This window comes from Klebsiella sp. F11, assembly GCF_056712265.1.
In genome coordinates, this window is record NZ_CM160060.1 from 4,210,147 (window position 1) to 4,232,835 (window position 22,689).

The following is a 22,689-nucleotide window of genomic DNA, read 5'->3' on the forward strand; positions in this document are numbered from 1 at the left end:
ATATCGAGGTATTTAATGAAACCGAATAACCTTTTTACCAGCGCCAGGATTGGCCATTTTACGCTGAAAAACCGCGTCGTCCTGCCGCCGTTGACCCGCTCGCGCAGCTCGCAGCCGGGCGATATCCCCAATGAGCTGATGGCTGAATACTATGCTCAGCGAAGCGGAGCGGGCTTTATGGTGACCGAAGGGACGCAGATTGAGCCCCGCGGACAGGGCTATGCGTGGACGCCGGGGATCTACAACGCCGCGCAGGTTGAGGGCTGGCGGAAAATCACCGGCGCCGTACACGCCAGAGGAGGGATTATTTTTGCCCAGCTGTGGCATGTCGGGCGGATATCCCATACGTCCCTGCAGCCAGGAGGGGCCGCCCCCGTCGCACCTTCCGCGATTCCCGCCGGTAATAACGTTAAGGTTTTCATCGAAACCGGGCCTGGAACCGGCACCCTGGCCGTCGCGTCGATGCCGCGCGCTCTCGAAACCGATGAAGTAAAGGAGATTGTCAGCATGTATGCCCGCGCCGCGCAAAACGCGCTGAACGCCGGTTTTGATGGGGTAGAAATCCACTGCGCGAATGGCTATCTGGTTAACCAGTTCATGTCCATTCATAGCAACAAACGCGATGATGAGTACGGCGGCTCGCTGCAGAATCGCCTGCGATTTCTGCGTGAAGTGGTTGAAGCGGTGGCGAATGTGGTCGGTAAGGATCGCGTAGGAGTGCGTTTTGCTCCCCTGTTTGCCAGCACCAATGAAGAGCGCGTATATCTCGGGCTTGTGGAGGACAATCCGCACGAAACCTACACTGAAGCGATTAAAATTCTTCAGGAAATCGGCATCGCCTATCTTTCTCTCGCTGAGGCAGACTGGAATAACGCGCCTGAACTGCCGGAATCGTTCTACCAGCAGGTGCGCAGCATTTTCAGCGGCACCATCATGTATGCCGGTCGCTACACAAAAGAACGCGCTGAACGGATCCTGAACGCCGGCTGGGGAGATATTTTTGGTTTTGGCCGCCCCTTTATCGCCAATCCTGATTTACCCGCGCGTCTGGCAAATAGCTGGGCGCTCAATGAGGTCGATCCTTCCACTATGTACGGCGGCGCAGCAAAAGGTTATACCGACTATCCGCTGTACAAATGATGAGTTGGTAAAACACCCTCTCTGCCGCTCAGGCAGAGAGGGTGCATATCATATCTAAGTATTGTAATATTGGGATATGACAACTTATCTACAGGAGCCAGGCGGAAATGTCTGAAATCAAACTCAATGAGGTTCTGAAAGCGCTTAGCAATCCCGTGCGAAAAGAAATTCTCCAGTGGCTTAAAGAGCCTAAAAAGCATTTTCATCAGCCAGATGCGGATGCTGATGAGGTTGGCGTATGCGTAAGCATTATCCAGGAAAAGGTGGGATTGTCGCAGTCTACCGTCTCGCTTTATCTTGCCGCCCTGCAGCGAGCGCAGCTTGTCACATCGCGGCGCATCGGCCCCTGGACATACTACAAGCGTGATAACGAGAAAATCGCGGAGTTTTTCCAGCTGCTGAAAAAAGAGATCTGAATCGCCGGTTGCTTAAGAAGGCTCCGTGCCACCTCATGCAAAATGGCCAGCCAGATTATTTGTTAAATGAAGATGCCGACGCCGGTATCACCCTTCCTGACGAGCATCATCCGGCGGTCGGGAATTCAGCGTCAGACGACGGATAGCGACCTGCACCAGCGATTCGAACACCCGCGGATCGCCAAAACCTCGCGCGGCCAGCATTGCCCCATGCGCCGAAGACATAAAGAATTTCGCCTCGATCAAAGGACTATCCTCTAAACGGAACTGCCCCATGGCCTCCCCACGTTCCAGTATCGACACAAGCCAAACCGTGAGGTCTGCGAAATGTCCCTGAACCTCGGCGGCAACCTCGGCAGGCAGGGTCGGAATATCGGCCGCCAGCATGGCGCAGATACAGAATGATGAGGTGCCGTTTTTGAAACATGTGGACCAGTAGTCGGCATAAGCGTTCAGTTCAGCCGCAGGGTTAGCCAGCTGTCGATCGAGCGTCGCCAGGCCTTCACGAGCCTGCGCCCGGTAGCGCGCCACGACTTCGCGCACCAGCCTGGCCTTGGTGGGGAAATAGTAGTGAATGCTCGCCTTGCTGATCTTCACGCGGGCAGAAATGTCGGCATAGCTGAAGCCGTTGTATCCGCCAGTCTCCAGCAGCGATTGGGTGAGCATCATGATTTCTGCGGCTTTCGGAGAAAGCTCTGCGTACATGGCAATACCTTCCAGATTTATCCCGCACCGACTCGATCAATAGGTCAGTAACGGCTTAAAATAACGCTGGCTATCGTCGATCCGCGATGGCCGCTCTCTCTCTGAGGCCGGCAGCCGATACTATGTTCACCAGCCCTCTCTTTCCTTCGCGCCTGCGCCAGCAAGTCAAAGCGATTCTGGCTTCCCTGAATTCGCGTAAATCCCGCCATGGCGATCGCTCCGTCGCGCCAGCACCAGGAATAGGCAAGATAACACATTGACTATCTACCTACTAGTAGGTTAATGTTCGTTCATTGAGCAGGAACACGTGTGCCGAACCGCTCATGCAGCTCGTCACTATGCTGCTCTGCACTCAGGTTAGTCCCCGCGCGTATGGCAGGGAGAGTGCCATCCACATATTCTACCTACTAATAGGTTGTTAGCGATATTTATTGACTGACGACCTGGAGAACTGACATGCAAAACGCCACTGCAACCTCTAATCGTTCGCTGAACCAATGGCTTCAGACCTACTACTTCCTGCGTACCGGGGTCTCAATTGTCTGGATCGCCCTTGCCGTTTTCGTCGGCAAGCACAATCCCGCCATCGGCGCGGCCCTGCTGATCCTGTATCCGGCCTGGGACGCGTTGGCTAATTATCTGGACGCGCGCAGAAGCGGCGGACTGGGCGCGAATCCGTCGCAAAAGTTCAACTTCGTGGTCAGCATCATCATCGCTCTCGCCGTCTGCGGCGCGCTTACCGTCGGCATGCCTATGGTGATCACGGTGTTCGGCGCCTGGGCTATCTTCTCCGGCCTGCTGCAGCTGGCTACGGGCGTACGGCGCTGGAAAACGACGAGCGGCCAGTGGCCGATGATCCTCAGCGGCGCCCAATCCGCGCTTGCCGGCGCCTTCATGTTCAAGCAGGCGCATAGCGGCATGGCGCTGGACGTAACCACGGTTGCGCCCTATGCGGCCTTCGGCGCGTTCTACTTCCTCGTCTCTGCTATCTGGCTGACCGTTAAGAACGTCCGCCAGCGCGCCGTGCTCGCCGACTGATCGATTCGCGGCATCGCCTGATGCCTGGGCGACATGACGCCTTGTCTTTGGACATTCTGGAATGACCCAAATGAGACAACTTTGTAATGCACCCGTCCCTGTCGACAACGGGGACCATCTTTATCAGTTATATTGCCGGGTGCGTGCCGGGAGCGAGGCTTTGGCCGCGCCGCTGAGCCCCGAGGATCAGGCGGTACAATCGATGCCCGATGCCAGCCCGACCAAATGGCATCTGGGCCACACCAGCTGGTTCTTCGAGACCTTTCTGCTGCTGCCGCACCTGGCGGACTATGTCGCATTCGACCCGTCCTTCGGCTATCTGTTCAACTCCTACTACGAGGCCGTGGGGCCGCGCCAGCCCCGCCCCGAACGGGGCCTCATTACCCGCCCTTCTGCCCGCGATGTGCTGGACTACCGGGCCCACGTCGATGCGGGTATGGCGCGCCTGCTGCATTCGCTTTCCCCGGACCTGGTACCGCTAATTGAGCTGGGCCTGGCGCACGAGGAGCAGCACCAGGAGCTGATCCTGATGGATGTGCTGCACCTGTTCTCCCGTTCGCCGCTCTCTCCGGCCTATCGGCCAGGACCGGCGCGGGCGTATCCGCCAGCCGCCTCGCTGGAATGGCGTCGGGTCGAAGGAGGGATCGTCGAGATTGGCACCGTCGGGAACGGCTTTGCCTTCGACAATGAGACGCCACGGCATAGGGTCTATCTGCAGCCCTACGCGCTGGCCGACCGCCTGGTGACGAACGGAGAGTGGATGGCGTTCATCGCCGATGGCGGATACCGCCGGCCGGAGCTCTGGCTGGCCAGCGGCTGGGCTACGGTACAGGCCGAGGGCTGGCAGGCGCCGCTATACTGGTGTCGCGAACCCGAGGGCTGGTCTGAGTTTGGCCTGCAAGGACGTACCCCCGTCGATCCCGACGCGCCGGTCCTGCACGTCAGCTACTATGAAGCGGTCGCCTACGCCGAATGGGCGGGCGCACGCCTGCCGACCGAAGCGGAATGGGAGCATGCGGCGGTGACCGCCGCGGGCCTGCGCGATCTGTATACCGAAGCCTGGCAATGGACCCGCAGCGCTTACGACGCCTACCCGGGCTTTCATCCACAGCCCGGGGCCGTAGGTGAGTACAACGGCAAGTTCATGGTCGGGCAGATGAGCCTGCGCGGCGGCTCGTCGATCACCCCCCCCGGCCATACGCGCGCGACCTATCGCAATTTTTTCCCGCCAGAGGCGCGCTGGATGTTCAGCGGCGTTCGGCTTGCCAGGGACGTCGCCGGGGAGAGCACGCGACTACCGTCGGCCTTTGCCGAGGACGTGCTCGCCGGGCTTGCGCGACCGGACAAGTCCCTCCCGGCGAAATATTTCTATGACGATGCGGGTTCGCGCCTGTTCGAAGCCATCTGCCAGACTGCCGAGTACTACCCAACGCGAACCGAGCTTGCGCTGCTGCGCGCGGCCGCGGCCGAAATCGCCGGGGGCATTGCCGATGACGCCGTGCTGGTCGAGTTCGGCAGCGGCGCGAGCATGAAGACCCGCGTGCTGCTCGATGCCGCGCCGCGCCTCACGGCCTACGTGCCGGTGGACATCAGCGTAGATGCGCTGGAGCGGGCCGCAGCGGCGATCCGCAACGACTATCCCGGCCTGGCGGTTCGCCCGCTGGCGGAAGACTTCACCTCCGCGCTGTCCCTGCCGCCGGACGCTCACGGTCGTCCACTCGTCGGTTTCTTCCCCGGTTCGACCATCGGCAACTTCTCGCCCGGCGACACGGCTGCGTTTCTGGGCCGCGTGCGGCGCCTGCTCGGTGCCGGATCGCAGTTCCTGGTCGGCATCGACCTGGTGAAAGATGAAGCGACTTTGCTTTCCGCTTACGACGACGCCGGTGGCGTCACCGCGGCGTTCAACCGGAACCTGCTGGCGCGGATCAATCGCGAACTGGGCGGCAACTTCAACCCTGAGGCCTTCGAACATCGCGCGGTGTGGAACGCCGCGGCGAGCCGGATGGAAATGTGGCTGATCAGCTGGCGCGAGCAGGAGGTACGCGTTCTCGACCGGGTTTTCCGCTTCGCGGAGGGAGAAGCCTTACACACGGAAAACTCGTATAAATTCACCCCCGCGGCCTTTACAACCCTGGTCGAACGCGAGGGCTGGACGGTGGCCCGACGGTGGATCAGCCCGGCCCCGCAGTTCGCCATTTTCCTGCTATTTACGCCGTAGCCGCGCGCCGGGCAGGCTGTTTAAGCATGCCCGCGTTTTTAAAGCCCCGCCAGGAGCACCGGTACGCGGCGCTTATCGCAGAAACGTGCGCAGCTGAGCGACCAGAGCCGCCGGCTGCTCCAGGGGGATGAGATGCGCGCAGTCGGGCATGGTGATTTCCGTCAGGTCAGCGGCGATGCCGCGCAGCTGGCCCGCCAGAGCATCGCCAACAATGCCGCCAGCGATGGCCATAACCGGGTGTTCGCTTTTTTGTTCCGTCAGCATCTCCTTAATCTGACGCGCATTTTCCGGGAAAGCCCGGTAATGTTCGAAGCCGCAGCGCATAGCGTTACGATCGCTATAGGCATCAATGAACGCCCGACGAATCTCAGCCGCGATGCCTTTGCGCCCCTGAGTGCCTGACAGCAAGAACTCATCAATGTAGGCGGCCTCATTATTCTCCAGAACCTTCTCGGCGAAGCCGGGCACCTGATGGAAGCCGAACCACCACGGTGGGCCATTTTTCACGAAGGCCTCGGCTCCGGGGAGCGCGCCCAACAGCCCTTCCATAACCACAAGCCTGCTGGCCCTCGCCGGATAGCGTGCAGCGAACATCCAGCAGACAGCAACGCCCAAATCAATCCCCACAACGTCTGCGGTTTCCAGACCCAAAGCATCCATAAGCCCGGCGGCATCATCGGTAAGCGTATGCAGGTCGTAGCCCCTTTCCTCTTTTGCGCTGGCGCCAAGACCGCGCAGGTCGGGAGCAATGACGGTATGGCTCGCTTTCATCGCCTCCATGACCTCGCGCCAGATCTCCCAGGTATGGGGCCAGCCGTGTAAGAACAGGATAGCCGGACCCGATCCGCCGGTGGCCACGTTGATTGTTGTATTATTGACGCTAATGCGCCGAAGCAGAAAATCATTGGCACGCATGTTCATAGTCCACCCCGTGGATGATGATAACCTGAAGCGATAGCATGCCTAAATTATATTTAGGTATCAATTAGATACCAAAACGTTACCAGAGAACCTGGAGGTAACTATGGATTTACGAGGCCCATTCTCGATCACCTGTCCGACCCGCGAACTGCTGGATCAGCTCGCCGATAAGTGGTCAATGCTTGTTCTGATGGCAGTGAAAGAGCACCCGGTGCGCTTCAACGCGCTAAAACGAGCGATAGAGGGAATTAGTCAGAAGGTGCTGACGCAGACGTTGCGGAAGCTGGAATGCAACGGCCTGGTCACGCGAACGGTGTTTCCTACGCTACCCGTGAAGGTAGAATACGGCATCACGTCCCTCGGCGAATCGCTGGTTCATCTGCTCGAACCGATAAGGGAGTGGGCAATTGCGAATATGCCTCAGGTGGAACAGGCCCGCCGACTGGCAAATGAACGCTCCTGAGGCGAAACCCGGCACCGTTTAATGCAGGGCCCGCTCTGCGTCAGGAAAATGCGTTTTTGATGCGCACCAGCCCTGCCTCCAGCGTTCCTCTGGGGCAGGCAAAATTGATACGCTCGAACCCCTCACCTGCGTGACCGAACGACTCTCCCCATGTCAGGTTTACCCTGGCTTTTTCGAGGAGGATGTTTCTGAGCGCCTGCGGCGTGAGGCGAAACGCGGTGAAATCCAGCCAGGCGATATAGCCGCCGTGCGGTCTGATCAGTTTTACCCGCGGCAGGTTGGCCTTCAAATAGCGATCCATAAAATCCAGATTTCCCTGCAGGTAGCGGTTAAGGCAAATAAGCCATTCGCCTCCGTAACGATAAGCGGCCTCCGCTGCCGCAATGCTAAAAACGTTGGTCGCAAAATCAACGCCCATGCCGACCCGAACCTGTTGCAGTTTCTGCCGCGTAATTTCGTTAGGGATGATGCCGATCGCGTAGGTCAGCCCCTGCAGATTGAAGGCCTTGGACGGGGAGGTCAGCGTGACCGAATGAAGGTGGCTGACCGAGGATATGCTGGCGTAGGGAACAAATACGGCATCATCGTAGGTCAGATAGCCGTTTATTTCATCCGCAACCACCAGCACGCCGTACTTTTCACAGATCCCGGCGATAGCGGATAACTCTGCTCTGGTGAACATCAGGCCGGTTGGGTTGTGAGGATTAATGAGGAAAAACAGTTTAACGTTTTTTGTGGCGATGGTTTCCTCAAAGATATGCGGGTCAAAAATGTATCTGACGCCATCGTAAGAGAGCGCCTGCGCGACAATCCTTCGCCCTGCGCTTTCAATGACGCTAACGGCAGGATGAAAATGCGGAGCGTGGATGAGGATATTATCTCCCGGCATCGTATATGCCTGCAGGCACAGCGCGAGCATCGCCCAGCTTCCGGGGCCGTCGGTCAGCCACTCTTTTTCAATTGTCCAGCGGTGACGATCTTTGAACCAGCCGCTAATCGTCTGGTAGTAATCATCCGTTTTATACTCGTACGCGTAGAGACCGCTTTGCGCTTTGTTTATTAATGCGTTGCGAATGCAGGACGGGGACTGGAAATCCATATCAGCGATGCTAAACGACATGACGTCGGCCTGGCTGAATCGTCCCCATTTGCTTGATGGGGAATCGGCCCGGTTAATAATCGTATCAAAAATGCTGTCTTCTTCTGCCACCGTTAGCGGGCCTCGAATTGATGCTGATTTTCCTAAGAGCATTAGCATAAAGGTATTGCCGCCGCAACGGGCGTGACGGCGAGCGGGGTGGAGATAGCCCATTACCGTTCGGCGGCATCAGGCGCCGGCTTAGCCCCGAACACCTCCCCTTTCAGCCGCGACAAACCTGACCTCAGGGTTGATATTTATCAAGAACACCTTCACCAGGACGATGACAAGTCGAACAATCCTTGAATATCGCCAGGCACAAGGGTAATAATGATTATTAGACGATCGGTCAATATTATTTATATACTCCTGAATACCTGACAGTCATACAACCAGACGCCCGAGGTGAAAATGTTTAAAGCATTATTAATCAATAAAGTAGAAGATCGCTACGCCGCGCTATTTGCTGAAGTAGCGGAAAGCGAGCTACCCGAGGGGGATGTAACCGTCAACGTCGAATACTCATCCATCAACTACAAAGATGCCCTGGCCATCACCGGACGCGGCCCTATCGTCCGCCATTTCCCGATGGTGCCGGGCATCGACTTCGCCGGTACGGTTTCCGCCAGCGCTCATCCTGACTATCAGGCTGGCGATAAGGTCCTCCTGACCGGCTGGGGGGTTGGCGAAAAACAGTGGGGCGGACTTGCAGAGAAGGCCCGGGTTAATGGCGACTGGCTGACCCCTGTTCCGGCCGGAGTCAGCAGCAAACACGTTATGGCCATTGGGACCGCCGGCTTCACCGCGATGCTGTGCGTGGACGCGCTTCTCAATCACGGCGTTAAGCCTGAAGATGGCCCGATACTGGTTACCGGCGCCAGCGGAGGAGTGGGAAGCATTGCGGCGATGATCCTGTCGTCTATGGGCTACCACGTTACCGCCTCTACCGGCCGTCCAGAAGAGGCCTCCTGGCTCTATAAGACGGTAGGCGTAAACGACATTATAAATCGTGCGGAACTCTCAAACCCAGGCAAGCCGCTGCAGAAAGAGCGCTGGGCGGCAGCCATTGATACCGTTGGTAGCCATACCCTCTGCAACGCCTGTGCCGGAGTACGATATGGCGGAATCGTTGCGGCCTGCGGAATGGCTCAGGGGATGGAGCTGATGGGCAACGTGGCGCCGTTTATCCTCCGCGGCATCACCTTAAAAGGCATTGACAGCGTTATGTTCGCTAAAACGAAAAGAGCGGACATCTGGCTGAAAGCTTTGCACCATTTACCGCTCGCTAAGCTGGAGAGCATGACCACCGTTTACCCTCTCAGGGAAGCAATCACTGTCGCTGAAAAGCTGCTTAACGGCGAAATTCGCGGGCGCGCGGTTATTCAGTGTCGCTGAGGCTGCGGCCAATATATCCCGCGAGAAAAACAGATGCATAGCTGAATATCAAATCTTTACCGGGGCCCACTTCCGGGCCCTTAAACGCTCTGCTCATGGCGATATCTGACGGAGATTTTAAAATAGTCCCAGAAGTCGTGAATGGGTTGCGTTGAACAATAAAGCTTCGCCCGCATCACGGCCCCTTCCCAACCGCTCCAGAAAATAGCCGCCAGCTGTTTTTCATCAACATCGGAGCTGATATCACCGGCGAATAACGCATCGTAGAGACAGGAGGAAACGATATTTTGCCAGCTATCTAAAATATCCTGAAGCTGCTTTATGAACGAGGGGGGAAGCCCCGGACTCTCCTGCATCAGGTTGCCAACAAGGCATCCTCTGGTAAATTCGTATTTTTTCATCCCCTCGCAGGCGTCGTTGATGAAGTTTTCCATGCGCTCCATTGGGGCGTCGGATTTATTATGCAGATGCTTTTTTAGTTTGTGTTCAAAAAAGCTGTCATATGCGCCCAGCACGGTTTGCACGTACTCTTCTTTACTTTGAAAGTAGTAATAAAATGAGCCTTTAGGGACATTTGCGTTCTTGACGATGGCATCGACGCCGGTAGAAAGAAAGCCATTTTGCGTCAGAAGTTCAAGCCCGCTGCGGATCAAATCATTCCGCGTATCTGAATATGTACTCTCCGTTTTCCGGGGCCTTCCCCGCCCGCGCGGCGCATCGGTCATAGCTCGTCTCCTGCATAAATAAGCAAGCAAGCCGGTTTCTGTTCGCTAAGATCAGCGGCTCCCGGCCCGCCGTTTGCTGTAATTATATCGTTTTCTCTGGCTGAAATCTGGCAATGTATCGTACCGCGCTAATTGCTTAGGCGTCGGCAGCGACGGGGCCGTCCGATAACAACCGCAAACATGGGGAGCGATAGCATGAACGATCGACCGATTGTGCCAGACGAGAACGGCTGGGAATCCTGGAGTCCTGAGGAGCTCTCGCGCCGCCTGAGCCGCGTCTCAAGACCCTGGTGCGTCGTTGGCGGCTGGGCGCTCGATCTGTGGCACGGGAAGAAGACCCGCGAGCATGAGGACATCGAGTTCACCATCCTGCGCGCGGATCTGGACCTTTTCCGCCGCGAGCTGCGCGACATGGAGTTTTACACCGTCAGCGACGGCGCGATCGCGCGGCTGGCGGCCGATCGGCAACCGACGATGGAGATTTCCCAGATCTGGTGCTTCGATCGCGCCGCTGGCCGCTGGCCGCTGGCGGGCGGATATGATGCTTGAGCCGGGAACGGACGATCGCTGGGTCTATAAGCGAGATCGTCAGCTCACGCGACCGCGCGGTGAAATGGTCGCGCTAAGCGCGGGCGGCATCCCTTACCTCAGCCCCTCAGCCGTGCTGTTGTTCAAGGCAAAGCACCGCCGGCCGAAGGACGAGGAGGATTTCGCCAGAGCCGCGCCGGGATTACCTCTCCCCGAGCGCGTATGGCTGCGGGAGTCTCTCGATCGCCTGCACCCGAACCACCCGTGGGCAGACAGGCTATAACGGCCGGGATAGCGCCCGACCGCTCATTCCACCCGGGCGGGAAAGCCGCACTCTCTGGCTGACCACGCCGCCATCGCGAGCGCCAGCAGCGGTTGAACCCATCACTCGGCCTCCAGGCCATCATAGACCGCATCGCGCAGATCGCTGACGAAGCGGCCCGACATCCCTTCGTATAGGGTGTTGGTGAAGGCGACGACGCTCAGCCCCCGCGTCCGATCCACGAACCAGGAGTGGCCGTAGGCGCCTCCCCAGCGCCAGGTGCCTTCCGATTCGGGCGACGCGGCCAGCGTCCGATCGCGCAGGAGCGAAAATCCCAGCCCGAAGCCGAAGCCCGGCGCGTTGGGCAGCTCCAGGCCCTCCGCCCGATCGCGCGCCATTTCCGCAATCAATTCATCGGGCAGAATCGCGCCCCCGCCCTGACGCAGGGCCTCCAGCAGGCGCAGGAAGTCTTCGGCGGTTCCCGCCATGCCCGCGCCGCCCGCAGGAAACGCCTGCGGATCGAAGACGCGCGAGGGGCTGTAGGAGATGCCAACCGCCCCCTCGATGGACGAAACGGTTTCCCCCTCCGCCAGCGGATGCGGCTGTGGCTCATCGCTCACGTAGGCGGTCGCGACGCGCTGCGCATCCCGCGCGACAAAGCCGGTATCGGCCATGCCCAGCGGGCCGGTCACCAGCTGGCGCACGGCCACGTCAAGCGGTTCGCCCTGCACCCGCTCGATCAGAGCGCCCAGCACATCGGTCGCCAGCGAGTAGCCCCAGCCCGCCCCCGGCTCGTACAGCAGCGGCACGCTGGCGATACGGCGCAGGTTCTCCGCCAGGCTAATGCCGGACGCATCCATGCCGTCCGATACGCCGGCCCGCGCATAGGGACCGCTGGCGTCAGCCTCGAGGAAGCGATAGCCCAGCCCCGCCGTATGACTGAGCAGCTGCCATACGGCGATCCGCGCGGGCCGGCCGTCGGGCAGCAGCGGCCTGAACTCGGGGAGCCAGCGATCGAGGCTATCGTCCAGAGCGAGCCGGCCCTGCGCCACCAGCGCCAGCGCCGCCGTGGAGACCACAGGCTTGCTGACCGATGCCAGGCGGAAAATCGTATCCTCGGTCATCATCCGACGGCTTTCGCGATCGGCCAGGCCGGCGGCCTGGCGGTGAATAAGCGCGCCGTCGCGGGCCACCAGAACCACGGCGCCGACCAGGCGCCGTTCGTCCAGCGCCCCCTGAACGACGGCCTGAATGCGGGAGGAGAGCTGCGCAAGCGGGACGCCTGCGGGCAGAGAAAATGCGGGAGCCGACATGGGAAATTCCTTTCATCAGTGAACGTTCCCGCCATCATAGAAACGCGGCTATTAAAGAAAAAGTAGGGTACAGTTCCTTTCTTAGCGGAACTTTATGTCCGTAATGGAGGAGTGAAGTGGATAACCTTAACGGCTTCGTGGTGTTCGTACGGGTCGCCGAGACGCGCAGCTACGTCGCGGCCAGCCGGCTGCTGGGCGTCTCGGCATCGGCCATCGGCAAAAGCGTGGCGAGGCTGGAGGAGAAGCTTGGCGTGCGCCTGTTTCACCGCAGCACGCGCAGCATTACGCTAACCGCCGAGGGGGCGCTGTTCCTGGAGCGCTGCCGGCGTATTCTTGCCGAGATCGAGGCCGCAGAGCTGGAGCTGTCGCAGGCGACGGCCGCGCCGCGCGGCCGGCTGCGGGTCAGTCTGCCCGTGGTGTGCTCGCTGGTGCTGCCGGTACTCGGCGAGTTTATGCGCGAATACCCGGACATCGAGCTGGATCTGGACTTCACCGACCGGCTGGTCGATGTGATTGAGGAAGGATTCGACGTGGTGGTCAGAACGGGAAATCCCACGGACTCCCGCCTCTCAGCGCGGAAGCTGGGCAACTTCAACTCGATGCTGGTCGCCTCGCCCGAGTACCTGGCGCGGCGGGGGTTCCCCAAAGTGCCTGCCGATCTGCTGGAACATACCTGTATGCACTACCGCTTTCCCCACAGCGGCAAGCTGGAGCCGTGGGCGCTCCGGCAGACGCCCGGCGCCCCTGAGCTACAGATCCCCACCTCAATGATCTGCAATAACATTGAGACGCGGGTGTGCTTTGCTCTGCAAGGTCTGGGTATCGCCTATCTGCCGGAATTCGCGATCGCCGAACAGCTAGCGGATGGGCGGCTGTGCAGCATTTTGGCCGATCGGGTTGAACGCGCCGGCGTCTTCCACGTGCTCTGGCCCGCCAGCAGGCACCCTGCGCCGAAGGTCCGGGCGCTGGTCGATTTTCTCTGCGCGCGCGTGTTTCCGTCCGCCGCCAGCGGGCAGCCAGCGCGGGGCAGAAGCTGAGCTTCGCCCGGCGCCAGCAGCGATTTATTCTTCGCCATAGTCCGCCAGGCAAGGCAGCGCTCATATCTGCCAGGTTTATTTTTACTGGCAGCCCTGCCCTCTGCTCAAGTGTAGCCATAAGCAAATTGTTGTATATTGTAAACCATGTGCCGTCTGCCTTATGACAATACAAAAGGATACATATCGTGAATCTGCCGGATACCTCAAGTGCCAAACCGCTGTATAAGCAGCTTGAAGACGCCCTGAAAGAGGCGATCTTAAGCGGCGAGTATCAGCCGGGGCAACAGATCCCCACCGAGAACGACCTCAGCGCCAGCTGGCAGGTGAGCCGCGTGACGGTGCGCAAAGCGCTGGACGCGCTGACGCGGGAGAACTTCCTGACCCGCGTTTCGGGCAAAGGAACCTTCGTCTCCGGCGAGAAGTTCCAGCGCAGCATGACCGGCATTATGAGCTTCAGCGAGCTTTGCCGCTCCCAGGGCCGACGCCCCGGTTCACGCACTATTAAATCCGTGTTTGAAGCGTGCGATGAGGACACCCGCGCCAGGCTGAACATCCCGGTCGGTGAAAAAGCGGTGGTCATTGAGCGTATTCGCTATGCCGACGACGTACCGGTGTCGCTGGAAACCGTGTGGTTCCCGCCGCAGTTTGCCGCGCTGCTAAATGAAGATCTCAACAGCAACTCCCTGTATGACACCCTGCGCGACAAGCACGGGCTGTGGTTTACCCACTCCAGCAAAACCATTGAGCTGGTGTACGCCAGTTTTGAAGTCGCCCACTATCTTGGCATCGCCAACCGCTATCCGCTGATCTCGATTAAAAGCGAGATGATTGATAACAAAGGCGAAATGTCCTGCATGTCTCATCAACTGATCGTCGGTGACAAGCTGCGTTTTACTGTCTGACCACGCTTTTAGCCATTGATCATCACCCCGTTACAGCGTAAATCGGGATCTGCATCGCGGATCCTTTTTTTTGCATCGGCTCTCGTTGATCTAAATGTATTCAAATGCTATACAGTTTAAACAATACATTTAGATACATTAAATGACGTGCAACCATCACGCAGTTCGCGTCAGAAACGACCCAAGGGGAAATGTGATGAGTATTAAAGAAATCATTAGCGGCATTGTGGAGAACAAAACGGAGAGGGGTGGGATCACGCACGTGTACTACGTCGCCTGCGGCGGCTCGTATGCGGCGTTCTACCCGGCCAAAGCCTTCCTGGAAAAAGAAGCCGCCAAAGTCACCGTCGGGTTGTACAACAGCGGCGAATTTATTAGTAACCCGCCCGTGGCGCTGGGCGACAACGCCGTGGTGGTGGTGGCCTCCCACAAAGGCAACACCCCGGAAACCATCAAAGCGGCGGAGCTGGCCCAAAGCCGTGGCGTACCGGTCATCGGCCTGACCTGGGTGACGGATTCCCCGCTGGTGGCGCACTGCGACTTTGTAGAGACCTACAGCTTTGGCGACGGTAAAGACATCGCCGAAGAGAAAACCCTCAAGGGCCTGATAACCGCCGTAGAGATCCTTAACCAGACCGAAGGGTACGCCCACTATGAGGATTTCCAGGATGGTCTGAGCAAAATTAACCGCATCGTTTACCGCGCCTGGGATCATTTGCAGAATCGAGCGCAGGCGTTCGCCAGGGAGTATAAAGACGACAAAGTCATCTACACCATGGCGAGCGGCGCAGGCTACGGTGCGGCCTATTTGCAGAGCGTCTGCATCTTCATGGAAATGCAGTGGATCCACTCCGCCTGCATCCACAGCGGCGAGTTCTTCCACGGTCCGTTTGAAATCACCGATGCCAACACGCCGTTCTTCTTTCAGTTCTCCGAAGGCAGCACCCGCGCGGTGGATGAACGCGCCCTGAACTTCCTGAAAAAATATGGCCGCCGCATCGAGGTGGTGGACGCGAAAGAGCTGGGACTTTCCACCATCAGGCCGACGGTAATCGACTACTTCAACCATTCGCTGTTCAACAACGTTTACCCGGTTTATAACCGTGCGCTGGCTGAGATCCGCCAGCATCCGTTAACGACCCGTCGCTATATGTGGAAGGTCGAATATTAATCACGCCAGGATTTGAAGCATGGGCAGGGACGCCCGGTTTATCGCTATCGACAAGGATTAATGATGGACATTAAGGTGATTGGCATTGGTGATAATGTCGTTGATAAATATCTTCATTCCGGCGTGATGTACCCCGGCGGCAACGCGCTGAATTTCGCGGTGTACGCCCGGCTGGCGGGCTACAAAAGCGCATTTCTCGGGGCATTCGGTAATGACGCCGCTGCCCGACACGTGCAGGATGCCCTGCAGGAGCTGCGGGTTGATATTCAGCGATGTCGGCATTACGACGGTGAAAACGGTTATGCCTGTATCCGTCTGGTAGAGGGCGACAGGGAATTTGTTACCAGCAATAAAAACGGCGTATTACGGGAAAATCCGCTGCAATTATCAGATGACGATCTCGATTATATTTCCCGGTTCGATGCAGTGCACTCCAGTATTAATGGTTTCCTGGAAACGGAATTAGCAAAAATAAAACAACATAACGTCACGCTGTCGTTTGATTTTTCCGGGCGCGGTACCGATGACTATTTTAAACAGGTTTGTCCGTGGGTGGATTACGGATTTATTTCCTGCGGTGCGCTATCGGTCGAAGAGGCTATTACTAAAATTCATAAAGTTTACGATTACGGCTGTAAGCATGTTATCGCCACGCGCGGACATGAAAAAGTCTATTACTATGCCGGAAAAGAACTTATTGAATGGCAACCTGTTTATATTCAGCCCGTCGATACGCTCGGCGCGGGCGATGCCTTTTTAACCGGCTTTATGCTCTCCATTCTGGCAGGCGGTAAAGCACCAGCGGAACGCGCCGATATTATTCGCGCCATGTCGGCGGGAGGAAAATCGGCGGGCCAGGTTTTACATCACTACGGTGCGTTTGGTTTTGGTAAACCCTATTCCGGCTAACCACATATCACTGATTACATAAAAACATAACTGGAATTCACTCCATTATCCGGGGGTAAGTATGTTCTGGACAGAATTGTGTTTTATCCTTGTCGCCCTGATGTTTGGCGCTCGTATCGGCGGCGTATTTTTAGGTATGGTGGGCGGTCTTGGCGTCGGCGTCCTGGTATTTGGTTTTGGCCTGACGCCCTCATCGCCGCCCATCGACGTTATTTTAATTATTCTCTCAGTAGTATTAGCGGCATCGTCATTACAGGCCTCCGGCGGACTGGCGCTATTAGTCCGGCTGGCGGAAAAAATGCTGCGTCGCCATCCGCGCTATATTACGCTGCTGGCGCCGTTTATCTGCTATATCTTCACCTTTATGTCCGGCACCGGCCACGTGGTATATAGCCTGCTGCCGGTGATCTCCGAAGTGGCTCGGGATTCCGGCATTCGTCCCGAGCGTCCGCTGTCGATTTCCGTCATCGCTTCTCAGCAGGCGATTACCGCCAGCCCAATTTCTGCGGCGATGGCGGCGATGATTGGCCTGATGGCGCCGTTCGGCATCTCCATTTCCACCATCATGATGATTTGCGTTCCGGCAACGCTGATTGGCGTGGCGGCGGGGGCGCTCGCCACCTTTAATAAAGGCAAAGAGCTGAAGGACGATCCGGAATACCAGCGTCGCCTGGCGGAAGGCCTGCTCAAGCCGATCGGTAAAGCGGAGCTCAGCACGGAAATCGCGCCGCACGCCAAACTCTCGGTGCTGCTGTTCCTGAGCGGCGCGGTGGTGATTGTCCTGCTGGGGCTGGTCCCGGGGCTGCGTCCGATGGTTGAAACCGCGAAGGGACTGCAGCTGCTATCAATGTCGGCGGCGATCCAGATTGTGATGCTCTCCTTCGCCTGCCTGATTGTGTTGCTGTGCCGCCCGCCGGTGGATCAGATCCTCAGCGGCAGCGTGTTCCGCGCCGGAGCGCTGGCCATTGTCTGCGCCTTTGGCCTGGCGTGGATGAGTGAAACCTTCGTCAGCAGCCATATCGACCTGATCAAATCGGAAGTGCAGGTGGTGCTGCAGGAGCATACCTGGCTTATCGCCATCATGATGTTCTTTGTCTCGGCGATGGTCAGCAGTCAGGCGGCGACCACCCTAATCCTGCTGCCGCTGGGGCTGGCGCTTGGGCTCCCGGCGTATGCGCTGATTGGCTCCTGGCCTGCGGTAAACGGCTACTTCTTTATCCCCGTGGCGGGACAGTGCCTCGCGGCGCTGGCCTTCGACGATACCGGCACCACCCGCATCGGCAAATACGTGCTTAACCACAGCTTTATGCGTCCGGGACTGGTGAACGTGATTGTCTCGGTGGCGATGGGCCTGATGATTGGCAAGATGGTATTAGGCTGACTTTGTTCCCCGGCCCGCTCGTTCCAGGGGCCGTTTTTTATAACCATTCGCGGCACAGCCCGGCGCTCCTTCATGCTCAGTGGAGGCCTTAGCAAAGGCCTCATCGTGAGGAATCGCTTTCCCTACTGAGACACCTGATGGGCAAATCTCACTGGCCACTCCGTCAGTTCGCTATCTGTCCACGGATAGAGCGTTTGCGGGAGCTTTTCAAAAGGCAGAGCGGTGAGATCGGAACTTGCTGAGCCGGGAGTATTGGCTTCATAAATCACGCCGGCCAGTTTTTCATATGCCACGCGGAATGATGTTGACGCTTTCACCACCAGCAGATCGTACAGCGTTGGTTCGATACCGTGAGCGCGATAGAGCTGCGGATCGCCATTACCGGCCATCCATTCACAGACGACGATATCGAGATTTCCCACGCTGAGCACCGCCGTCGCGCCTATTCGTTGAATCATTCCGCGTCCGGTAGGCCCCTCTTGTCTAAAAACACCGTCATGAAGGGATTTGACATAGGCCTGTACCTTAATCGCTTGCGAACGTTTGTCGCGTGATGCGCCTAAGGTAAATTCAGCCGTCGCCCCAACGCCCAGACGGTGCGCCTGGCGTGCGGCTTTTTCATCATTGACGACGGTCGCGGCACGTAATTCGCTACCTGAGCGCAGGATCTCGGCCGCCGCGGCCATATTGTCGCCGGCGGCCCCTGCATTACAAGAGTCGGCGGAATCCACCAGGATCACCGGTTTTTTTTCATCGGGATCGCTGGCGCGGGCGATAACTTCGCTGATGGGCATCAGTTTTACGCTAAATTCATGGCGCTGGTCATAGAGCATTTGCGCCAGCTGGCGGGCATATTTTGCCGCGTCAGCGGGCGAACCGGCGGCCACCACGACGGCTGAGTTGGGGTGAGGAATATCCAGCCAGGGCTGCATCTGATAAACAGAAAAATCAATGATTTTTTGCTCACTTTTAAGAGCGTTACCGAAATCAATAATCGCTTTAAATGGCCCTTTTAACGTACTGTAAGAGGCCGCGGGCACGATCATCGGTACCGGTACCCAGGCGGTGACGGGTTTATGCAGCGCGGTGATACACTCCATCCCCAGAGTGGCGACGCGAACGCCAGTTTCGAAGTAGTCAACGTGCGGATATGTGAGATAAGCCAGAACCACGTCACTGTTATCAATCAGGGTTTCTGAGATATAGGCATGGAGATCGCTGGCAATGGCAATGACCGCGTCATCGCCGACCAGCTCACGGACTCGTCGCGTAATTTCGCCTTCCGGATCGTCATAGCCGGTCGTGACCAAGGCGCCATGATAAGAGATAAACACCCCGTCAAGGGGCAGATTTTCGCTGATTTGCGGGAGCAGCTGTGCCAGATAGTGATCCATAACCGCTTGTTCAGCGACCCCGCCGCTTTGGCATGACATTACCGTGCCGCAAACCACCTCTGGCCGATGTTCAGACCGATCCAGCACCTGTAAAAAACCGCCCACCGCGCAGGGCTGTCCGGCAAAGTGCTGTCTTACTTCGGCCCCCTGGTAGATACCGTTTTGTTGCCAAAACGCCAGTGTCGATTGTTGCGGGTTGAATGAGTTACTTTCCTGCCTAAATTCAGTAATCAGCACTTTCATTAGTGTTCACCATTCAGTTGATTATAAATATCTTTCAACGCCGGATACAGCTGCATATAGATAGCGTAGTTTTTTTGATAAACATCCCGCGAGGCAGGATTGGGCGTAAATATTTGCCGGGAAGAGACCCGTTGGGCGAGCGTCGCGACCTCATCGTGCCAGCCCAACGCTCGAGCTGCGCAATAATAGGCGCCCAGGGTGCCGCTATAGCGAGGAGAGGCCGGGACTTCTACGCGAATTTGCAGGATATCGGCAAGCATTTGCATCCAGACCGCGCTCATTGCCCCGCCGCCGACAACGCGAATACTTTCGCGAAATTGACCGGTCAGCTTTTCTAATGTCGCCATATTATGGCGGTGGGTGAAGCAGACGCTTTCCATCATCGCCCGGACCATATGACGGCGATCGTGGCGCGTCGTAAGATTGAGAAATAAGAGCCTATCCCAAAAGGAATTATCGTATAATACGTTACGGTAATTTCTGAGGGGGAATGTATGGCGGGTAGCAAGTGGCAGATCAGCGACGAACTATGGGAAAAAATGGCTCCACTCATCCCGGAGCATAAAACCAGCCACCCACTGGGGACTCATCGTAGACGCGTTGATAACCGTGCTGCCATGGATGCCATATTCTTCGTCCTCAGGACCGGTTGCCAGTGGAACGCCCTGAACGCCACCGGGATATGTTCATCGAGTTCTGCACACCGACGCTTCCAGGAATGGCGCGATGCGGGAGTCTTCGAACGCTTCTGGCAGAACGGTTTGCTTGCCTGCGAACATCTGGACGGCATTGACTGGTCCTGGCTGTCGATGGACGGCTGTATGACCAAATCGCCATTGTCAGGAACAAAAAAACAGGCCGTAATCCCACGGACAGAGGGAAACAAGGCGTAAAGCGTAGCCTGCTGACAGACGCCAACGGGCTTCCTCTGTCGCTGGTTGTTGCAGCAGCGAACACGCACGATATCAAACTGGTTGCAGATACGCTCGATGCACTTCAGACGGGGCGTCCGGGGCAAAAACTCAGACTCTGCCTGGACAAAGGTTACGAAGCTGGCTGGCTGAAAACGTATCTACAGAGCCGCCGCTACGAGCCGCATATCCAGTCCCGTAAAGAGGAGTCTGATGCAGGTAAAAACACCGACTTCAAAGCCCATCGCTGGGTTGTCGAGAGGACTCATAGCTGGATGAATCGCTTTCGCCGGGTTCTGACCCGATGGGAAAAGAAGGCCGAAAATTACGAGGCCATGTTGCATTTTGCCTGCGGCATCATTGTCTGGAACAAAATCCTATTGGGATAGGCTCTAAGCCTTTGGCATTTTTAGCGAAAGGGGCCAGCTCTCCGGTGAGCCAATGGGCCGCGATAAGCCCTTCACAGCCCGGAGGGATTTGGCTCACCTCTTCCTGAATAAACCGATAGATGTCATGCCCCATTTGCTCGCGTTCGGCGCGGTAAACCTGTTCAATTATCCACTCCAGCGCTAAGCAGCCGGTTTGTAGCGCATAGACGGCGCCTTCCTGCTGCGCATCGATCGAAAAATAGAGCGGCGCGGCGAGCTGCGAACGCTGCCGGATGACGTTTACCAGCCATGATGATGTGCCAAAATAGATATGGGCGTCATTAAGCTGTGATTTGTCCGCTCCCCAGGTGATGGCCACCAGATCGCCAAAACCGCTGATAACCGGTATACCGCCGGTAATACCCAGCTGCTGCGCGGCGCGGGGGGTCAGAGAGCCAACGGCGTCGGTTGCCGCGCGGGCCGGAGGAAATTTATCGATATCCCCTGCCAGGTCCGCCGCCTCAAGAATCGATTGGTACCAGGCGTGTAATTCCGGATTCTCTGAACGAATAAAGTCATCCGAGGGTTCGGTATACAGTTTGCCGGTCGCGCGAAATTTAAAGTAGGTATTTAAGCCGACGATATGCGCGGTACGCCGCCATAGCGCGGGGTGCCGCTCTTTTAGCCACATCAACCGCGGCCAGTACTCCTGGCCGCTACCGACAACTTGACCGAGAGTATGATTCAGCCGCTCAGACTGCTCATGGGCACGAGCATCCATCCAGATAATGCTGTTATGCAGCAGGCAGCCCTGGGAATCGAGCGCAATAATGTTTTTCCACGGAGCAACAAAAATCAGCGCGCTGATTTCACTGCGGCTCACTCCGCTACGCTCGATCACCTGCCGGCTGGCAACGCAAATTTGTTGCCAGATTTCATCGGGATCCTGTTCAGCCCATCCCGGCTGCGGATGCGAAACGCGATAGCTCGCGCTGCCTTCTGCCACGATGTCACCCGCCCGATTCATCAAGGCGGCTTTCAGGGAGGTCGTTCCAATATCAAATGTCATGATGTGTTTATGCATCAGGCCTCCGCTAATCAATGGGCTGTTTTGGATACACGCTTCTCTTACCTCACCTTCCCGGCCGGCGAGTATTTCTACGCTAAATACGCCTCATGCCTCTTTTGCTCCCTGCACCGCGGCGTTGAATATTTCAACGCCCGCGTCGCTCAGAGCGGCCTGTAAACCGGGCTCAGGCTCCCCGCTGGTGATAATGCGATCGACCTTATCCAGCGGGCACACGGTGAACAGCGCCGTGCGTCCAAGCTTATTGCTATCCGCCAGAACCGTGACCTGATCGGCTTTGGAAACCATGGCCCTGGCGATTTCAGTCTCCTCCAGGTCATAGTCCATTACGCCATGAGTATCCAGGGCACCAACGGTTATGACGGCGTGCATGGCCTGGAACTGCTTAATTTGCTCCACGGCGATGGGCCCGATGTTTTCAGCTTCTTCCTCGCGGTACTGACCGCCAATCAGGAAAACGCGGTGATTGCGATCGCTGCCGGCAAATATCTGGGTAATCGATACCGAATTGGTCAGAATGGTGAGTTCAGTTGTGCTGATGGCGAGCTCGCGGGCAAATGCCAGGGTTGTGGTACCCGTATCAATAAAGAGCGACTCTCCCTGGTGAAATAAGGTTGCCGCCAGCTGAGCAATCATCTTTTTTTCATGGGCGCTTTCCGTCAGTCGGGTGCTAAATTTGCCCTCGTGCAGGGTATCGAGAGAGGTGGCGCCGCCATGAAATTTACGCAGTTGTCCGCTAATGGCTAAATCCGTTAAATCCCGGCGGATCGTTTCTCGCGAAGTGCTGAATTTTTCCGACAGGAAATCTACGGTGACTTTTCGCTTTTCATTCACCAGCGCGAGGATTTCGGTGCGTCGCTGCTCAGGCCGCATAATCAATAACTCCTGGAAAATAGTGCAATAAAAATGAGCAAGTCCCATCGCGCCTGCCATCCATTTTCGCGATGGCCGCGCGTATGTGCAGAGCAGAACTCTGGGTCACGGTGTTTAATATCATATTTGCGTTAGCTTAATAAGCATGGCC

At 57.3% G+C, this 22,689-nt stretch carries 23 protein-coding genes; 14 read left to right on the forward strand and 9 right to left on the reverse strand.

What is annotated here, in order from left to right; translation table 11 throughout:
* Positions 1-15 precede the first annotated feature (15 nt).
* Both AC1M2H_RS20740 and AC1M2H_RS20745 read left to right on the forward strand, forming a co-directional pair.
* Entirely contained in the window at positions 16-1,140 is a 1,125-nt protein-coding gene (locus AC1M2H_RS20740) for an alkene reductase (RefSeq protein ID WP_480148866.1), read from the forward strand.
* A 107-nt stretch (positions 1,141-1,247) separates the two neighbouring features.
* Entirely contained in the window at positions 1,248-1,556 is a 309-nt protein-coding gene (locus tag AC1M2H_RS20745; protein ID WP_095094637.1) for an ArsR/SmtB family transcription factor, read from the forward strand.
* 87 nt (positions 1,557-1,643) lie between these two features.
* On the opposite strand, the gene AC1M2H_RS20750 is transcribed toward AC1M2H_RS20745, so the two are convergent.
* A complete protein-coding gene (locus AC1M2H_RS20750; RefSeq protein WP_480148867.1) occupies positions 1,644-2,261 on the reverse strand; it encodes a TetR/AcrR family transcriptional regulator in 618 nt (205 codons plus the stop codon).
* A 456-nt stretch (positions 2,262-2,717) separates the two neighbouring features.
* On the opposite strand from AC1M2H_RS20750, the gene AC1M2H_RS20755 reads away from it, so the two are divergent.
* Both AC1M2H_RS20755 and egtB read left to right on the forward strand, forming a co-directional pair.
* Positions 2,718-3,299, forward strand: a complete 582-nt coding sequence (locus AC1M2H_RS20755; protein ID WP_480148868.1) for a DUF308 domain-containing protein — start codon at positions 2,718-2,720, stop codon at positions 3,297-3,299.
* 70 nt (positions 3,300-3,369) lie between these two features.
* Positions 3,370-5,517, forward strand: a complete 2,148-nt coding sequence (gene egtB / locus AC1M2H_RS20760; RefSeq protein ID WP_480152302.1) for an ergothioneine biosynthesis protein EgtB — start codon at positions 3,370-3,372, stop codon at positions 5,515-5,517.
* 72 nt (positions 5,518-5,589) lie between these two features.
* Here egtB and AC1M2H_RS20765 read toward each other — a convergent pair whose 3' ends face one another.
* The gene (locus AC1M2H_RS20765) at positions 5,590-6,438 is read right to left on the reverse strand and encodes an alpha/beta fold hydrolase (protein WP_480148870.1); all 849 of its coding nucleotides are present in this window, start codon (positions 6,436-6,438) and stop codon (positions 5,590-5,592) included.
* A gap of 103 nt (positions 6,439-6,541) precedes the next feature.
* Here AC1M2H_RS20765 and AC1M2H_RS20770 point away from each other — a divergent pair, with 103 nt between their 5' ends.
* Positions 6,542-6,901 (forward strand): winged helix-turn-helix transcriptional regulator, encoded by a 360-nt coding sequence (locus AC1M2H_RS20770; protein ID WP_480148871.1) that lies wholly within the window; start codon positions 6,542-6,544, stop codon positions 6,899-6,901.
* Positions 6,902-6,941: 40 nt separating this feature from the next.
* Here the strand turns inward: AC1M2H_RS20770 and AC1M2H_RS20775 are convergent, their stop codons facing one another.
* Positions 6,942-8,213, reverse strand: coding sequence for a MalY/PatB family protein (locus AC1M2H_RS20775; RefSeq protein WP_480148872.1), 1,272 nt, complete (start codon positions 8,211-8,213; stop codon positions 6,942-6,944).
* Between the two features lie 237 nt (positions 8,214-8,450).
* On the opposite strand from AC1M2H_RS20775, the gene acuI reads away from it, so the two are divergent.
* Positions 8,451-9,434 carry an acrylyl-CoA reductase (NADPH) gene (acuI, locus tag AC1M2H_RS20780; protein WP_480148873.1) on the forward strand — a complete coding sequence of 328 codons (984 nt, stop codon included), beginning with the start codon at positions 8,451-8,453 and terminating at the stop codon, positions 9,432-9,434.
* A gap of 80 nt (positions 9,435-9,514) precedes the next feature.
* Here the strand turns inward: acuI and acuR are convergent, their stop codons facing one another.
* On the reverse strand, positions 9,515-10,159 hold the full coding sequence (gene acuR / locus AC1M2H_RS20785; protein ID WP_480148874.1) for an acrylate utilization transcriptional regulator AcuR: 645 nt from the start codon (positions 10,157-10,159) through the stop codon (positions 9,515-9,517).
* Between the two features lie 180 nt (positions 10,160-10,339).
* Between acuR and AC1M2H_RS20790 the strand changes: the two genes are divergently transcribed.
* Together AC1M2H_RS20790 and AC1M2H_RS20795 are read left to right on the forward strand one after the other, a co-directional pair.
* A complete protein-coding gene (locus AC1M2H_RS20790; protein ID WP_480148875.1) occupies positions 10,340-10,708 on the forward strand; it encodes a nucleotidyltransferase domain-containing protein in 369 nt (122 codons plus the stop codon).
* Positions 10,698-10,970: a hypothetical protein gene (locus AC1M2H_RS20795; protein ID WP_480148876.1), complete on the forward strand. Its 273-nt coding sequence runs from the start codon at positions 10,698-10,700 to the stop codon at positions 10,968-10,970. Before AC1M2H_RS20790 ends, AC1M2H_RS20795 begins: the two co-directional genes overlap by 11 nt.
* Positions 10,971-11,071: 101 nt before the next feature.
* Here AC1M2H_RS20795 and AC1M2H_RS20800 read toward each other — a convergent pair whose 3' ends face one another.
* Positions 11,072-12,262, reverse strand: a complete 1,191-nt coding sequence (locus AC1M2H_RS20800) for a serine hydrolase domain-containing protein (RefSeq protein ID WP_480148877.1) — start codon at positions 12,260-12,262, stop codon at positions 11,072-11,074.
* 116 nt (positions 12,263-12,378) lie between these two features.
* On the opposite strand from AC1M2H_RS20800, the gene AC1M2H_RS20805 reads away from it, so the two are divergent.
* The 5 genes from AC1M2H_RS20805 to AC1M2H_RS20825 all read left to right on the forward strand — a co-directional run bounded on the left by AC1M2H_RS20805 (position 12,379) and on the right by AC1M2H_RS20825 (position 17,662).
* The gene (locus AC1M2H_RS20805; RefSeq protein WP_480148878.1) at positions 12,379-13,299 is read left to right on the forward strand and encodes a LysR family transcriptional regulator; all 921 of its coding nucleotides are present in this window, start codon (positions 12,379-12,381) and stop codon (positions 13,297-13,299) included.
* Positions 13,300-13,484: 185 nt separating this feature from the next.
* The gene (locus tag AC1M2H_RS20810) at positions 13,485-14,201 is read left to right on the forward strand and encodes a GntR family transcriptional regulator (protein WP_480148879.1); all 717 of its coding nucleotides are present in this window, start codon (positions 13,485-13,487) and stop codon (positions 14,199-14,201) included.
* 193 nt (positions 14,202-14,394) lie between these two features.
* Positions 14,395-15,372, forward strand: coding sequence for a 6-phosphofructose-aspartate deglycase (gene fraB, locus AC1M2H_RS20815; RefSeq protein ID WP_480148880.1), 978 nt, complete (start codon positions 14,395-14,397; stop codon positions 15,370-15,372).
* 63 nt (positions 15,373-15,435) lie between these two features.
* Positions 15,436-16,281, forward strand: a complete 846-nt coding sequence (locus AC1M2H_RS20820; protein WP_480152001.1) for a fructoselysine 6-kinase — start codon at positions 15,436-15,438, stop codon at positions 16,279-16,281.
* Between the two features lie 61 nt (positions 16,282-16,342).
* On the forward strand, positions 16,343-17,662 hold the full coding sequence (locus AC1M2H_RS20825) for an anaerobic C4-dicarboxylate transporter family protein (protein WP_480148881.1): 1,320 nt from the start codon (positions 16,343-16,345) through the stop codon (positions 17,660-17,662).
* 122 nt (positions 17,663-17,784) lie between these two features.
* On the opposite strand, the gene AC1M2H_RS20830 is transcribed toward AC1M2H_RS20825, so the two are convergent.
* Together AC1M2H_RS20830 and AC1M2H_RS20835 are read right to left on the reverse strand one after the other, a co-directional pair.
* A complete protein-coding gene (locus tag AC1M2H_RS20830) occupies positions 17,785-19,299 on the reverse strand; it encodes a M81 family metallopeptidase (RefSeq protein ID WP_480148882.1) in 1,515 nt (504 codons plus the stop codon).
* The gene (locus tag AC1M2H_RS20835) at positions 19,299-19,682 is read right to left on the reverse strand and encodes an FGGY-family carbohydrate kinase (RefSeq protein WP_480148883.1); all 384 of its coding nucleotides are present in this window, start codon (positions 19,680-19,682) and stop codon (positions 19,299-19,301) included. The genes AC1M2H_RS20830 and AC1M2H_RS20835 overlap by 1 nt, the downstream gene beginning before the upstream one ends.
* A gap of 111 nt (positions 19,683-19,793) precedes the next feature.
* On the opposite strand from AC1M2H_RS20835, the gene AC1M2H_RS20840 reads away from it, so the two are divergent.
* A protein-coding gene (locus AC1M2H_RS20840; protein ID WP_480147878.1) for an IS5 family transposase occupies positions 19,794-20,599 on the forward strand; the annotation gives its coding sequence in 2 pieces (ribosomal slippage) (positions 19,794-20,144 and positions 20,147-20,599; 804 coding nt in all).
* Here the strand turns inward: AC1M2H_RS20840 and AC1M2H_RS20845 are convergent.
* Together AC1M2H_RS20845 and AC1M2H_RS20850 are read right to left on the reverse strand one after the other, a co-directional pair.
* Entirely contained in the window at positions 20,568-21,647 is a 1,080-nt protein-coding gene (locus AC1M2H_RS20845) for an FGGY family carbohydrate kinase (RefSeq protein WP_480148884.1), read from the reverse strand. The two genes, AC1M2H_RS20840 and AC1M2H_RS20845, sit on opposite strands and share 32 nt — an antisense overlap.
* Before the next feature lie 105 nt (positions 21,648-21,752).
* Positions 21,753-22,538 (reverse strand): DeoR/GlpR family DNA-binding transcription regulator, encoded by a 786-nt coding sequence (locus AC1M2H_RS20850; protein WP_480148885.1) that lies wholly within the window; start codon positions 22,536-22,538, stop codon positions 21,753-21,755.
* Between the last annotated feature and the right edge of the window lie 151 nt (positions 22,539-22,689).

Excerpts from the sequence above, each read along its gene's own strand:
- AC1M2H_RS20825 (WP_480148881.1), top strand. The coding sequence starts at position 16,343 with ATGTTCTGGACAGAATTGTGTTTTATCCTTGTCGCCCTGATGTTTGGC.
- AC1M2H_RS20775 (WP_480148872.1), bottom strand. The coding sequence starts at position 8,213 with ATGGGCTATCTCCACCCCGCTCGCCGTCACGCCCGTTGCGGCGGCAAT.
- AC1M2H_RS20770 (WP_480148871.1), top strand. The coding sequence starts at position 6,542 with ATGGATTTACGAGGCCCATTCTCGATCACCTGTCCGACCCGCGAACTG.
- AC1M2H_RS20795 (WP_480148876.1), top strand. The coding sequence starts at position 10,698 with ATGATGCTTGAGCCGGGAACGGACGATCGCTGGGTCTATAAGCGAGAT.
- AC1M2H_RS20790 (WP_480148875.1), top strand. The coding sequence starts at position 10,340 with ATGGGGAGCGATAGCATGAACGATCGACCGATTGTGCCAGACGAGAAC.
- AC1M2H_RS20740 (WP_480148866.1), top strand. The coding sequence starts at position 16 with ATGAAACCGAATAACCTTTTTACCAGCGCCAGGATTGGCCATTTTACG.
- acuR (WP_480148874.1), bottom strand. The coding sequence starts at position 10,159 with ATGACCGATGCGCCGCGCGGGCGGGGAAGGCCCCGGAAAACGGAGAGT.
- AC1M2H_RS20820 (WP_480152001.1), top strand. The coding sequence starts at position 15,436 with ATGGACATTAAGGTGATTGGCATTGGTGATAATGTCGTTGATAAATAT.
- AC1M2H_RS20755 (WP_480148868.1), top strand. The coding sequence starts at position 2,718 with ATGCAAAACGCCACTGCAACCTCTAATCGTTCGCTGAACCAATGGCTT.
- AC1M2H_RS20845 (WP_480148884.1), bottom strand. The coding sequence starts at position 21,647 with ATGACATTTGATATTGGAACGACCTCCCTGAAAGCCGCCTTGATGAAT.
- AC1M2H_RS20765 (WP_480148870.1), bottom strand. The coding sequence starts at position 6,438 with ATGAACATGCGTGCCAATGATTTTCTGCTTCGGCGCATTAGCGTCAAT.
- AC1M2H_RS20830 (WP_480148882.1), bottom strand. The coding sequence starts at position 19,299 with ATGAAAGTGCTGATTACTGAATTTAGGCAGGAAAGTAACTCATTCAAC.
- acuI (WP_480148873.1), top strand. The coding sequence starts at position 8,451 with ATGTTTAAAGCATTATTAATCAATAAAGTAGAAGATCGCTACGCCGCG.
- AC1M2H_RS20850 (WP_480148885.1), bottom strand. The coding sequence starts at position 22,538 with ATGCGGCCTGAGCAGCGACGCACCGAAATCCTCGCGCTGGTGAATGAA.
- AC1M2H_RS20745 (WP_095094637.1), top strand. The coding sequence starts at position 1,248 with ATGTCTGAAATCAAACTCAATGAGGTTCTGAAAGCGCTTAGCAATCCC.
- egtB (WP_480152302.1), top strand. The coding sequence starts at position 3,370 with ATGAGACAACTTTGTAATGCACCCGTCCCTGTCGACAACGGGGACCAT.
- AC1M2H_RS20800 (WP_480148877.1), bottom strand. The coding sequence starts at position 12,262 with ATGTCGGCTCCCGCATTTTCTCTGCCCGCAGGCGTCCCGCTTGCGCAG.
- AC1M2H_RS20835 (WP_480148883.1), bottom strand. The coding sequence starts at position 19,682 with ATGATGGAAAGCGTCTGCTTCACCCACCGCCATAATATGGCGACATTA.
- AC1M2H_RS20750 (WP_480148867.1), bottom strand. The coding sequence starts at position 2,261 with ATGTACGCAGAGCTTTCTCCGAAAGCCGCAGAAATCATGATGCTCACC.